The 13,155-nt window shown below is 43.4% G+C and carries 10 protein-coding genes; 5 read left to right on the forward strand and 5 right to left on the reverse strand.

Translation table 11 applies throughout. From position 1 onward, the window contains the following. The first annotated feature begins 47 nt into the window (after positions 1–47). The 5 genes from guaA (at position 48) to rlmM (ending at position 5,910) form a co-directional block, all read left to right on the forward strand. The gene (gene guaA, locus K5620_RS07615) at positions 48–1,628 is read left to right on the forward strand and encodes a glutamine-hydrolyzing GMP synthase (protein ID WP_040307024.1); all 1,581 of its coding nucleotides are present in this window, start codon (positions 48–50) and stop codon (positions 1,626–1,628) included. 331 nt (positions 1,629–1,959) lie between these two features. Continuing rightward, positions 1,960–3,135, forward strand: coding sequence for an MFS transporter (locus K5620_RS07620; RefSeq protein ID WP_016401213.1), 1,176 nt, complete (start codon positions 1,960–1,962; stop codon positions 3,133–3,135). Between the two features lie 426 nt (positions 3,136–3,561). Beyond that, positions 3,562–4,488 (forward strand): transcriptional regulator GcvA, encoded by a 927-nt coding sequence (locus tag K5620_RS07625; RefSeq protein WP_016401212.1) that lies wholly within the window; start codon positions 3,562–3,564, stop codon positions 4,486–4,488. 2 nt (positions 4,489–4,490) lie between these two features. Beyond that, on the forward strand, positions 4,491–4,856 hold the full coding sequence (locus tag K5620_RS07630) for a DUF423 domain-containing protein (RefSeq protein WP_016401211.1): 366 nt from the start codon (positions 4,491–4,493) through the stop codon (positions 4,854–4,856). Beyond that, complete coding sequence (rlmM, locus tag K5620_RS07635; RefSeq protein ID WP_016401210.1) at positions 4,849–5,910, forward strand: 23S rRNA (cytidine(2498)-2'-O)-methyltransferase RlmM; 1,062 nt, start codon at positions 4,849–4,851, stop codon at positions 5,908–5,910. Before K5620_RS07630 ends, rlmM begins: the two co-directional genes overlap by 8 nt. Positions 5,911–5,978: 68 nt before the next feature. On the opposite strand, the gene K5620_RS07640 is transcribed toward rlmM, so the two are convergent. From K5620_RS07640 to K5620_RS07660, 5 genes are all read right to left on the reverse strand, one after another. Further along, a complete protein-coding gene (locus K5620_RS07640; protein ID WP_016401209.1) occupies positions 5,979–6,986 on the reverse strand; it encodes an isocitrate dehydrogenase in 1,008 nt (335 codons plus the stop codon). A gap of 194 nt (positions 6,987–7,180) precedes the next feature. After that, positions 7,181–9,067: a methyl-accepting chemotaxis protein gene (locus tag K5620_RS07645; RefSeq protein WP_016401208.1), complete on the reverse strand. Its 1,887-nt coding sequence runs from the start codon at positions 9,065–9,067 to the stop codon at positions 7,181–7,183. Between the two features lie 160 nt (positions 9,068–9,227). Next, entirely contained in the window at positions 9,228–10,010 is a 783-nt protein-coding gene (xni, locus tag K5620_RS07650) for a flap endonuclease Xni (protein ID WP_016401207.1), read from the reverse strand. Positions 10,011–10,034: 24 nt separating this feature from the next. After that, positions 10,035–11,396: a nucleotide 5'-monophosphate nucleosidase PpnN gene (ppnN, locus tag K5620_RS07655; protein WP_016401206.1), complete on the reverse strand. Its 1,362-nt coding sequence runs from the start codon at positions 11,394–11,396 to the stop codon at positions 10,035–10,037. A 92-nt stretch (positions 11,397–11,488) separates the two neighbouring features. Further along, the gene (locus K5620_RS07660) at positions 11,489–13,081 is read right to left on the reverse strand and encodes a GGDEF domain-containing protein (RefSeq protein ID WP_016401205.1); all 1,593 of its coding nucleotides are present in this window, start codon (positions 13,079–13,081) and stop codon (positions 11,489–11,491) included. Positions 13,082–13,155 lie beyond the last annotated feature (74 nt).

Consider the following 13,155-nt stretch of genomic DNA (forward strand, 5'->3'; position numbering starts at 1 on the left):
GCGCCGAAAGGCGCTTAGTTCTATCAGCCTATTTTAAGTAAGTGATTATGAGCAGAGATATCCACGAACATCGTATTCTAATTTTAGATTTTGGATCGCAATATACCCAACTTATCGCGCGTCGAATCCGCGAAATCGGTGTGTATTGTGAATTGTGGGGCTGGGATGTAGAAGAAGCCGATATCCGCGAGTTTGCGCCGAACGGTATTATTTTGGCCGGTGGCCCAGAAAGCGTTACGGAGAATGATTCTCCGCGCGCTCCTGAGTACGTATTTAATGCTGGCGTTCCTGTTCTAGGTATTTGTTACGGCATGCAAACTATGTCTGAGCAACTAGGTGGAGCGGTTATTCAAGGCGAAGGCGAGCGTGAGTTTGGTTACGCTCAAGTTGAAGTGGTTGCGCAATCTCCATTGTTTAAAGCAATCGAAGATGCAGTTGCACCAAATGGCAATGCCTTGCTAGATGTTTGGATGAGCCATGGCGATAAAGTGTCGACCATTCCTGAAGGTTTCACCACCGTTGCGCAAACTCCAAGTTGTGAGTTTGCTGCCATGATGAATCAAGATAAGCATTTCTACGGTGTGCAGTTCCACCCTGAGGTGACTCATACTCGTCAAGGCTTGCGCATGCTAGAGCACTTTGTAAAAGATATTTGTGCTTGTGAAGCTTTATGGACCTCTGAATCAATCATTGAGAACGCCATTGCTCAAATTAAAGAGCAAGTCGGCGATGACGAAGTTATTCTTGGTCTTAGTGGCGGCGTTGACTCCTCGGTTGTGGCAATGTTGGTTCAACGTGCAATTGGTGACAAACTTACCTGCGTATTTGTAGATAATGGTTTGCTGCGTCTGAATGAGGGCCAGCAGGTGATGGATATGTTTGGTAACCACTTCGGTTTAAACATCGTTCACGTAAATGCTGAAAACCGCTTCCTAGATGCAATGGCTGGCGAAAGTGACCCGGAGAAGAAGCGTAAGATTATTGGCCATGTGTTCATTGACGTGTTCGATGAAGAGGCTAAAAAGCTGAAAAATGCTAAATGGCTTGCACAGGGCACGATTTACCCTGACGTTATCGAATCAGCGGCTTCTAAAACCGGCAAAGCGCATGTGATTAAATCTCACCATAACGTAGGTGGCTTACCTGATGATATGGAGATGGGTTTAGTAGAGCCACTTAAAGAGTTGTTTAAAGATGAAGTGCGCAAAATTGGCTTAGAGCTAGGCCTTCCTTACGATATGTTATACCGCCATCCATTCCCTGGGCCTGGTTTAGGTGTACGCGTATTGGGTGAAGTGAAGAAAGAATACTGTGATTTACTACGCCGTGCCGATGCTATCTTCATTGAAGAATTACACAAAGCAGATCTATACCATAAAGTAAGCCAAGCTTTCACCGTATTCTTGCCGGTTCGCTCGGTAGGTGTAATGGGCGATGCGCGTAAGTATGACTGGGTTGTATCATTGCGCGCAGTTGAAACTATCGACTTTATGACTGCACATTGGGCACACCTACCTTACGATTTCTTAGGTAATGTGAGCAACCGTATAATCAACGAGATTGATGGTATTTCTCGTGTTGTTTACGACATATCTGGTAAGCCACCAGCGACCATTGAGTGGGAATAAACTTCCCTTCGTTGAATAAAGCGCCGTAATGGCGCTTTTTTTTGCCTCACATTCAGCCAAAGGCTTTCTCTGCGTGCCTCCTTGCTATTTAAAGCCGAACAACTAATTCACGTTCTCTATTTTTAAGATCTGCTCTATGATGATGTTTTAATACCAATCACACTAAGTAAGTGAGCAGAAGTAACGCAGGGAAAAGGCTCGAGAATAAGGCAGGGGTTTTCGATAAGTAGTTATTCTACAATCAAAAATTCTAACGCAGTTATCGAGTATTTTTAACCAGTTAGAATGATTAGTTACTTAGTACGGTTGGTATAACAGGGAGAGTCATGGCGTGAACATTTTTGTATGGATGCTGGCTATTTGCCAAGCCTTATTAACCACCGGAAATATTTTGCTCGTGGCAGTCACCGGCTTAATTGGCCAGCAGCTCGCTCCTTCCGCTGCTTGGGTTACCTTCCCTGTTGCTATGCAATTTTTAGGGCTAATGTTAGCCACCATTCCTGCGTCTCTTATTATGGGGATAACCGGGCGCAAGAAAGGTTTTGTACTTGGTAACTTGGTTGGAATTAGTGGTGCACTATTAGCTACTTATGCGCTATATCACCATCAATTTATGCTGTTTAGTTGCGCAACCTTTTTATTAGGAATAGGCATTGGTTTTGGCATGTTGTATCGCTTTGCGGCGGTAGAGCTTTGCTCCGAAGGGCAGCAACCCCGAGCCATTTCAGCCATTATGGCTGGCGGGGTGATCGCAGCGGTGATTGGGCCAAGCCTAGCGGTTTATAGTCAAGCGTGGTGGCCTAATCAGCCTTTCATTGGCGCGTTTGTTGGTTTACTTGCTCTGTATATTATTGCCTTAATACTGCTGCTGATGATTCGCTTCAATGATACTGAAGCTAGCAGCCAGTCGACAATCGATGCTCGACCTCTAAGGGAAATAGTTAGTTCGGCCAATTACATCGTTGCAGTGGTGGCTGGCGTTGTTAGTTACTTTGTAATGAACCTCCTTATGACCGCAACGCCTTTAGCGATGCATCACCATGGCTATCATTTTGCTCAATCTGCTTCGGTCATTGAATGGCATGTATTAGGCATGTTTGCCCCTTCGTTTATTACCGGCAGGCTAATATTGAAAATGGGGCTTTTCCCAACCATGCTGCTTGGTTTAGCGCTAATGTTTGCTTGTGTTGTTGTTAATTTAATGGGCACTAGCTTTATTCATTTTGCAGTTGCATTAACCTTGCTTGGAGTAGGGTGGAACTTTATGTTTATTGGCGCGACCCAAATGCTAACTCAATCTTATCACTTAAATGAGAAGGCTAAAGCTCAAGCTGTTAATGAGTTTGTGGTGTTCTCTTTAGTGGCTATTTCAGCGCTGTCTGCTGGCTGGTTAGAGCAAAGTTTGGGGTGGCGAGTGGTAAATGTTAGCGCCTTACCCATATTGACGCTTGGTTTGATTTGCTTGTTGTTTTATCAGCGTCAACATAAAAGGCAACTATCTGTATGAGGCTAATTAAAGCCTGGATTTTTGTGCGTAACATCAAAGATTAATTTTTTTAATGCTAAAGCCATGCGGTTTTTATTGATTAATACCACTGATGTGTTTGCTGATAGGTCTATCTCTATGAATTTCAGGTAAAAAAAAGCCACTGCATAAGCAGTGGCTCAAAATTCTTTTTGACAGACAGGGTCAAAATAAGAAACAGGGAAGTCAGCAAAAGGGCTGACAAATGCAAACACAACATAGCAATCAAAGTAATTACAAATCCGGTAACTACTCAAAGAGGCCTGACATAACACCTTGATTTTAGGTGCTGCGTCAGACCCCTTCGCCTGATTGCGGGTGCATAGTAATCTGCAACTGGTCCTACAACAACAGATAAATTATAATGACCATAGATTAGAAAAACTTATCCGTTAATGGGATGTGAAAATGGCGCGTCGTTTGCCTCCACTTAATGCCTTAAAAGCCTTTGAAGCGGCAGCAAGGCATCTTAGTTTTACCCGAGCAGCAGAAGAGCTTTTTGTGACTCAAGCCGCTGTTAGTCACCAAATTAAAGCCTTAGAAGAATTCTTAGGTTTAAAGCTTTTTAGAAGGAAAAACAGAGCCTTACTGCTAACCGAAGAAGGCCAAGGTTATTTTCTCGATATTAAAGATATTTTTATTTCGTTAACCGAGGCTACCGACCGTTTGCTCGCTCGTGGCGCCAAAGGAACGATAACGGTTAGTTTACAACCCAGTTTTGCCATCCAATGGCTAGTACCACGTTTATCTCAATTTAGTGAGATGCATCCCGATATTGATGTTCGTATTAAAGCGGTTGATTTATACGAAGGTTCATTAACGGAAGATGTTGACGTTGCTATTTATTACGGCAGAGGTAATTGGTCTGGCCTACGAGCCGACAAATTGCACACAGAGTATTTGGTTCCAGTCTGCGCCCCCAGTTTATTAGTGGGTGATAAAGCTTTAACTAAACCGGAGGATTTGCAATATCACACCCTATTGCATGATACCGCTCGCCACGATTGGAAAGCGTGGTTTAAATTGGTAGGGCTGCGACAAATGAATGTGAATCATGGGCCTATATTTTCGCATTCAACCATGGTGCTACAAGCGGCGGTGTATGGGCAGGGGGTGGCACTAGGTCATAGCGTATTGGCTAAACCTGAAATTGAAGCCGGCCGTTTAGTGTGTCCCTTTGAGCAAGTTTTACTGAGTAAAAACGCCTATTACATGGTGTGTAAACCCAGCCAAGCTGAACAAGGTAAATTGGTTGCTTTCCGTGAGTGGATGATTTCTTTGGTTGAGCAAGAGCAGCAAGAATTTGTGAATGAAGGTTTGGTAGACGCGGAGTGAATATGTTGAATCAAACGGCTTGGCCCTTAAGGCTGCTGTTGGCTGTAAGTGGCGCTGTTACCGTGATTATGGGCGCGGGTGCTGCGCATGGCTTCAGTCGCTTTTTGGGTGAGGCGCAATTATCGTGGATTGAAACCGGCGTGTTTTATCAAATCATTCATTTAGTGGCTGCTTTGGTAGTGATAGATAAACGCCGAACAACCGCTTTACTTTGGATTTTAGGTGGTTGGTTATTTGCCGGTAGCTTATACTGCTTGGCTTTTTTTGGCTCAAAGCTGTTTGGGCCAATAACCCCAATTGGTGGGTTTATTTTGATTATTGCTTGGTTGAGCCTAGCTTTGCCAACAAAGAGAAGTGTAAATGAGTAGTATAATTTTGTATTGTCGCACTGGCTTTGAGAGCGACTGTGCTGCAGAGATCCAATTTCATGCTGAGCAGCTAGGGTTCTTTGGTTTTGCCAAAGCGAGCAGTGGCGCTGGTTTTGTGGAGTTTAGCTGCTATCAAGCTGAGCATTCACAAGCCTTGTATCAAGCGATAGATTTTCGTCAATTGGTGTTTGCTAGGCATTGGTTTTTAGCGCTTGTAGAATTACAACTCGATGAGGCAAACCGCGTCGCATCTATACTTGCCATTGAGCAAAAGCTACCCAAGTGTGGCAGCCTACGTTTAGAGTATCCAGATACTAATGACGGTAAAGCTTTATCTAGCTTTTGCAAAAAATTTACTCGCCCGCTAGAAAATGCATTGGTGAAGCATCAATGGTTGACTAAAAAAGCGAATCCTAAGTTGCCAGCCATGCAGCTATTTTTTGTAAGCGGAACCCATTGCTGGATAGGCTACTCGGATACCCGCAATGGTAATGCTCAGCATAATGGTATATTACGTCTTAAGTTTCCAGCAGAAGCTCCAAGTCGCTCAACGCTTAAACTAGATGAAGCCTTTATGGTGTTGTTGAATGACGAAGAGCGAGAGCAGTATATTCAAAATGGCCAACATGCTGTTGATTTGGGTGCATGCCCGGGTGGTTGGACTTACCAATTAGTCAGACGAAACATGTTTGTGGCTGCTATTGATAATGGCCCTATGGCGCAATCGCTAATGGATACTGGCCAAGTGCAGCACTTTCGAGAAGATGGCTTTAAATATCAGCCAGAGCGCAGCAACGTAAGTTGGCTAGTTTGCGACATGGTAGAGCGTCCTGCTAAGGTAAGTCGTTTAATGTTGAAGTGGTTGGCAAATGGCTGGTGCCAATATGCAATGTTTAATTTGAAGTTGCCAATGAAGCAACGCTTTGCTGAGGTGAATCAGGATCTTAATTTGCTTAAAGAGGGCTTAAGTGAGTTAGGTTTTGAGCATGAAGTAAGGGCCAAGCACTTGTACCATGACCGAGAAGAAATTACCGTTTTTGCGCGTGTTTACTAGGGCAGCAAGACTGAGCATCAAAAAAGGCAGCTAGGCTGCCTTTTTTGTTATTTACGCTGCTATCAGCTTTATAGGCGATCTAGAATCGCTTGTGTAAACTCTTTAGTACCGGCTGTGCCACCTAAATCGCGAGTGGTTCTGTCACCGCTGGCAATAACGTCTTTCACTGCATTAAGAATATTGGCCGCTTTGTCTTCCATACCTAAATATTCAAGCATTTGAATACTGGCTAGAATAACCGACGTTGGGTTTGCAATATCTTGGCCTGCGATATCTGGCGCGCTGCCGTGCACGGCTTCAAAAATTGCTGCTCGTTCACCAATATTAGCACCAGGTGCCATACCAAGGCCGCCCACTAATCCGGCACACAAGTCTGACAAAATATCACCAAACAAGTTAGTGGTAACCATTACGTCGAAACGTTCTGGGTACATCACTAAGTTCATACACGCTGCGTCAACAATCATTTCTTCAGATTCGATATCTGGGTATTGTTTAGCGATTTCACGAGCCACTTCTAGGAATAGGCCTGAAGTTGATTTCATGATGTTTGCTTTGTGAACTGCCGTTACTTTTTTTCGGCCTTCGCGGCGGGCAAGCTCGTAGGCAAACTTTACAATACGCTCTGCGCCGTCTCGAGTGATTACACTCATTGCTTCTGCGCTAGTGCCATCTTCACTACGTTTTTGGCCAACACCTGAGTACATGCCTTCGGTGTTTTCACGAACGGTAATAATATCTACGTCTTCGTAACGCGCTTTAGTACCAACAAAAGAGCGCACAGGGCGTAAGTTGGCGTAAAGGTCAAAGTGTTTACGCATAGACACGTTGATTGATGTAAAGCCAGTGCCAACCGGTGTGGTTAGCGGGCCTTTTAAGGCGATGCCATTTTGCTCGATAAGTTGCAGTGATTTTTCAGGCAACAGGCTGCCATCGCTTTCTAGGGCTGCTAGACCTGCGTTGGCAAAATCATATTCGAAACCACAACCCGCTTTATCCATAATCGCGATTGCACTTTCGATAATACTAGGGCCAATACCATCTCCAGGTATGACGGTGATTCGTCTTGTTGACATATCTCTTCCTAATTCGTAGGCATTTTTATTATTTAAGGGGGAGGAGGTAACACTCCGTGTTAATGCCCGAAGTTTGAGGTGTTCGGGCAACACAGAGTTTACATTTTTTTAACGCAATACTCAAAAGGAAATAGCTAATACTAAGGTATTAGCTTGATTACAATACAAAAATCTATTAGCGCTATTGAGCCTAGTTAAAACTTGAATACTTCTACTGATTTATTCAAGCGCGTGGCAATATTGCTTAATTCTTCAACCATTTTGCTATTGTTTTCTGAGCTATCAAAAGTGGTTTTCGCTAAGTCATTTATGCCTACTATGCTGCTGTTTATTTCTGCTGCTACTAGGGTTTGCTGCTCCGCTGCTGTCGCTATTTGAGCGTTCATATCGTGGATTACCGAAATTGAATCGCTAATAGCATTAAGCGCTTGATTGGCTAGCTCTGATTTTTCTGAAGTTTGTTGGGCATCTTTTGCATTTGTCTCCATTAGAGAGACGGAGTTCTTAGCTTCAGTTTGCAGATTAGTGATCATTTCTTGAATTTCATTGGTGCTGTCTTGAGTTCTATTGGCTAAGTTTCTTACTTCATCGGCCACTACCGCAAACCCACGGCCTTGTTCTCCTGCTCGAGCAGCTTCAATCGCCGCATTAAGCGCCAGCAAGTTGGTTTGTTCAGCAATGCCTCTAATTACTTCCAAAATCCGACCAATGCCTTCCGTTTCCATTTCAAGTTTACCAATTACTTGCTGTACTTCTTCGATCCCCGAAACTAATAAGCTTATGTTACTGTTCATTTCATTGACTACGCTGATACCTTGGCTTGACTGCTCATTTGCTTCTGTCGCTGCGCTAGATGCTTGCAGAGCGTTGCGAGCAACTTCGTCAACAGTCACGGTCATTTGATTCATTGCAGTAGAGGTTTGTTCTAGTTGCATCATTTGTGATTCTGAGCTGGTATTTACAGACGTCGCTGATTCATGAATGCGTGAAGAGGATTGATTGAGCTGTTCGGTTGCAGTGTTTATTCCGGTAACAATGTTGGTTAGGCTATTCACCATCGATAATACCGCTTGGTAAATGCCTGTTTCCTGGCCAGATTGCTGGGAAGAGTAACGCAGATCTCCTTTTGCAATATTTTGGACTATGGTTTCGATGGTGGCAGGCTCTCCTCCAATAGGGCCATACATAAGCTTCATTACTACCCAATAACACACGGCTAATGCGAGCAGCAGCAGGAAGATTGCTATCGAGATGGTAAGCACAAGGTTCTCATTGGAAGCGCGATTAATATTTTCCCACTTGTCCCACGCCCATACCGTCCAATTCAGGTTAGCAACTTTTGCTGACACAACAGAGTACTCATTTCCGTCAAATTCGTAGTCATGCTGGCTGGATGCTTGATCGTTGTATTGACGGTAGGATGGACGTAATTCAAATAAGTTTTTGCCGATGTAGTCGGTGTACTTCGAAGCGATAACAAAGCCGTCTTCTCGGCTCACAAACAACTGGTTGTTTTCCGATAAACCGTCAATGAAGCTAGTGATCTGATTAAGCGCGAGATTGACCGACAATATGGCTACCGGCTTACCATTTCGAATAACAGGCACAGCCACAGCCATCACTACATCACCAGTACTACTTGTATAGGGAGTGGTCACGATCTTAGGCTCATTGGCCATGCCTCTTCGATACCACTCCCTATTTAGTTGCTTTGCGTTGAAGTTAGGAATAATACCGTCATTACTTGCGGCGTAAGTGTCGCCATTTTCCAAACCTACATAAGCATTAAGTACTTCTAAGGCGTCTTGTATTTTGTGCAGGCTAGCGACTAGCGGCTTTTCATCAATTTTTCCGCTAGCACTTAAAGGGAGTTCAGAAGCTTTGAGCTTAAGCGTATCAAAGTAACGATTCATTTTTTGTTCAATGGCTTTAGAAATTAAAAACGCCTGGTTGTTTAGTTGGCTGCTGTAATTAACTTCTGATGCAGACTTAAAATTTAAAAAACCGATGACAGAAATGAAAATGATGATGGCTGAAATGAGTAAACCCATTAGTGAAAGGATTTTGGCCTTAGCGCTCATAGAGTTAGTCCCTTAACTTTTACAAGAGAAATAGCAGTAATAAATAAAAACTGTTCTTACACTATAGTCCACAAAAACGGGTGTTAAGTAGCTTAATAGTTTTTAAGGAGTTAAATTAAAAACGCCGCTAAAAGGACTGCCACTTAATGAGCCTGGGGATTTAATTGCTGGGCACCTGTTGATAGCGCAGTTGTTTGAGAGAAAAGCCAAGCTGTAAATCGATTCGCAGGCTTAATAGCTGCTTAGCTAAGTTGAGCTGTTCGGCATTGCTTTGTACTTTCTGTGCGAGTTTGTCGGGGGTAGGGGCATCTAGTATAGCTTGTGCATCGGAATAGTTGTTTAACAGAGTTTTAGCACTTTTAGCTCCTATTCCGGCAACGCCGGCAACATTAACGCTGCTAATACCAACAAGGGCCCAGTAGTCGGTAAGTTGGGAGATGGTAATGCCAAATTTGTTTTCTACTTCATCTATGGATATATATTCTCGGCGAAAATAGTCGTACAGATTAACCCCGTTGTTGAGCAGGCTGTAATAGCCTCTGTCAGTAGACACTATGGTTACCGGGTAACTAGCCGCAGCTGCTTTGCTGGCAATAGTCGCACAGATATCGTCGGCTTCTTCATCTGGAGCTGAAACTGAATCAATGCCGAGATCTAATAGATGGTCTTTTAGGTTTTCTAACTGTTTAGCAAGTTGCTCCGGCATGGGCGAACGGTTTTGTTTGTAATCGGGAAAAAGCTGTTCACGCCAAGCGCAGCGTTCTCCATCGAATACCGCAATAATGTGTGAAGGTTTCAGGCTAGCAATAATGCGCTTACAAGCGCTGCCTAAGGCCATGGTGGTGGCATTATCTAAAGCCCCATTAGGCGTTCTTTGCTGCTGCACAGCATAGATACGTCTAATGAGGTTTAATGCGTCGATGATGACAAGTTGTTTAGCCAATTTCGAACTCGCCTATGGCAAATGTCATTTAGCTTTTCCAACCCTGTAGCAGGGCTCGTAATTGCTTCCTGGTAGCTTCATACGGTGTTGAGAGACAAAGTCTTTTAAGAGTTTATCTAACATTTTCATTATTTTAGGGTCACCGTCAATAATAAACGGGCCGTGTTTTTCTATTTGTTTGATGCCTTCATCTTTCACATTGCCACTTACAATGGCAGAAAATGCTCTACGTAAGTTAGCGGCTAGATCTTGTGGTGCTTGGTCGAAGTGCAAATTAAGCTTCTCGACATTTTCGTGTAGCGGCTCAAATGGGTGTTGAAAGTCACTATCAATTTTTAAGCTCCAGTTAAATGAATAGGCGTCACCAATTGCTCGGCGGTAGTCTTTCACTTTTGGCATCATCTGTTTAATTACTTGTGCAGCTCTAGCCGAATCATCAATGATTATTTGATAGCGCTGCTGAGCTTCGTGCCCTAATGTTGCGCCAATAAATTCATCGATGCTTTTAAAGTACTCCTCGCTGGATTTTGGGCCGGTAAGAACAATAGGCAAAGGTTGGCGGGCATTTTCTGGGTGGAGCATAATGCCAAGAATATATAACAGTTCTTCAGCCGTTCCGGCACCACCCGGGAAGATAACGATAGCGTGGCCCATTCGAACAAAGGCTTCTAAGCGCTTTTCAATATCGGGCAGAATGATCAGTTCATTTACTATTGGATTGGGTGGCTCGGCCGCAATAATACTGGGTTCGGTTAAGCCAATATAGCGACCGTCGTTTACCCGCTGTTTGGCATGGCCTACTGCTGCTCCTTTCATTGGACCTTCCATAGCGCCTGGACCACAACCAGTGCATATGTTTAGCTCTCGTAATCCCAGTTGGCTGCCTACTTCTCGTGTGTACTGGTATTCAACATCATTAATTGAATGACCGCCCCAGCACACGACCAAATTTGGCTCGGTTCTAGGGTGAATAACTCGAGCGTTTCGCAGCATCGAAAAGACTAAGTTAGTAATGTGCGATGATTGATTGAGGTCGAGGTGGGCTTGTTCTTTAATTTCGTTAGAAACATATAAAATGTCGCGAAGTACGCTAAACAGGTGTTCTTGAATACCGCGAATAATTTCGCCATCAACAAAGGCATCTTCAGGGGCATTGGCGAGTTCGAGCTTTACTCCTCGCTCTCGGCTTAATACATTTATCTCAAAGTTTTTGTAACGTTCTAGAATTTCACGGCTGCTATCAGTTTTACTGCCGGAGTTGAGCACTGCCAAGCTGCAGTTTCGGTACAATAGATAAATATCTTCTGAGGCACTTAAGGTGAGTTGATCTACTTCGAGCTTTGACAGTAAGTTCATACTGCCCACAGGGTTTATATGGGTAATCATCGACACCTCACGGTTAATTTGCGGATCGCAACTTAGAGTATAGCGTGAGGCGTCAAGTTAGCGTTGAGTTTCTCAACCCAACGTTAAACTAACTAGCTGATTATGTTAACTTTGTCACGACCACTGCTCTTTGATTCATACAGTGCTTGGTCGGCTCGTTCAAAAGCATCTAGTGGTTTGTCGCTTTCTTTAAACAAGGTAGCACCAATAGACACAGTGATAGATACCTGTTGGTCTTTAAACCTAAATGGCAAGGCTTTTATTTGCTCTCGGATGTTGTCCAGTGGCACCATTACCGCGTCGGGTGAAATATTTGGCATAAGTAGCACAAACTCTTCGCCGCCAAAACGTGCTAAAAAGTCGGTGTCTCTTAGGTTGTTTTGCAAAGCACGGGCAATCACTTTAAGTGCTTTGTCTCCTGCCATATGGCCAAATTTGTCGTTAATTGATTTGAAGTGGTCAATATCAATAACTGCCATGCCTAGATTGTAGCCGTAACGCTTCCAGCGCTTGTACTCAAGCTCTAGTCGTTCATCTAAAGCCGCGCGGTTATACACTTGGGTTAGGCTATCAATAAACAATTTGTGCTTGTGAGCATTAAGGCGTTTTTTGTACTCGTGAGTTTCTTCACGAACCAGACGAAGTTTTAGCTCTACATTACCTAGTTCATCTAACAGCTCGCTAGTGCGTTGCTCAAGTTGTTCTTTCTCTTTGAACACATCAGCAATTTGAATCAAGCGATTTTGAATAGAGCTTTTTAGGGTGTCTAAATCGTTACTTGAACGAACTTCGGCACCTAGTTCTAATAAACGATTTTTCAGTAAACCGTCACTTTGTTTTTGGTCTTTATGAATAGACTTCGATTGACTCAAGGAGTCATTAAATTGGTCGTGAACACCGCCTAAGCTCTCATTAAGAGAATATAAAAACTCTTGTGAAGCTTTACGTTCTTCACGGCTACCTTCAATGACTAGTTGAATAACTTTTATGCACAAACTTGGTAGTTCTTCAGGCTCAATGCCTACTAATAGGTCTGAGCGAACTTGGCCAAGTTTGGTTCCTACGTCACCGGTGTAATCTAATTCGGTAATTAGCCTCTGAAGATCATCACATATACGTTTGTGAAGGCGATTATTGAGGATGCTTTCTTTAGGTTTTACAGCAGGTGTTGAATCATTTGATAAGGGAGCACCACCAAGAGCAGGTTTGTTGATCAATGCTTGGTAGTAATAATTTAGTAGCTGTTCAAGGCGTTGCTGATTGTCGTTGTGAGAATAAGCAGGCTCTTGTTCTAAAAAGTCGGTTAGTTTACGGCGTAATTGCGGTGGTAAACCGTTGATACGTTTAAGTGATTCGCCCGACGTTTTAATAATTCGTTGATTGTGCGCCAGTAGTGTTTTAAGTGTTTCGCTGTGTTGCTTGAACAGCCCATCTAATTCGTTTTGGTATTGAGAAATAGCCGACAGGTCTTCATTACTTTCAACTTCTTGGATAAGTTGTTCAAGTTTTTGATCGAGCTGTTCGTCTAGACCATAACAAATTTTTGACAGGCGAGAAATTAGCTGGCTTATTGCTTTTTTTTCCATTCTAACCTTTGCATCTTGGTTTGAAGGATTTTTGTTGGAACTGTCAATTTCGTTTCTCACCAACGCAAGTCGCTTCTTAATAGTGATGATATCGCTCATCGTTTAAACCAATACTTCCTAGCGTGCCTAACATAATAAAATTAGCATAACATGAGATCTTTGATAACTACAGC

The sequence above is a fragment of the Agarivorans albus genome (assembly GCF_019670105.1).
Taxonomy (GTDB): domain Bacteria; phylum Pseudomonadota; class Gammaproteobacteria; order Enterobacterales; family Celerinatantimonadaceae; genus Agarivorans; species Agarivorans albus.

What these genes read in the sequence shown, in the direction of transcription:
- guaA (WP_040307024.1), top strand. Translation starts at nt 48, where the DNA reads ATGAGCAGAGATATCCACGAACATCGTATTCTAATTTTAGATTTTGGA.
- rlmM (WP_016401210.1), top strand. Translation starts at nt 4,849, where the DNA reads ATGAGTAGTATAATTTTGTATTGTCGCACTGGCTTTGAGAGCGACTGT.
- K5620_RS07625 (WP_016401212.1), top strand. Translation starts at nt 3,562, where the DNA reads ATGGCGCGTCGTTTGCCTCCACTTAATGCCTTAAAAGCCTTTGAAGCG.
- K5620_RS07640 (WP_016401209.1), bottom strand. Translation starts at nt 6,986, where the DNA reads ATGTCAACAAGACGAATCACCGTCATACCTGGAGATGGTATTGGCCCT.
- K5620_RS07660 (WP_016401205.1), bottom strand. Translation starts at nt 13,081, where the DNA reads ATGAGCGATATCATCACTATTAAGAAGCGACTTGCGTTGGTGAGAAAC.
- ppnN (WP_016401206.1), bottom strand. Translation starts at nt 11,396, where the DNA reads ATGATTACCCATATAAACCCTGTGGGCAGTATGAACTTACTGTCAAAG.
- K5620_RS07630 (WP_016401211.1), top strand. Translation starts at nt 4,491, where the DNA reads ATGTTGAATCAAACGGCTTGGCCCTTAAGGCTGCTGTTGGCTGTAAGT.
- K5620_RS07645 (WP_016401208.1), bottom strand. Translation starts at nt 9,067, where the DNA reads ATGAGCGCTAAGGCCAAAATCCTTTCACTAATGGGTTTACTCATTTCA.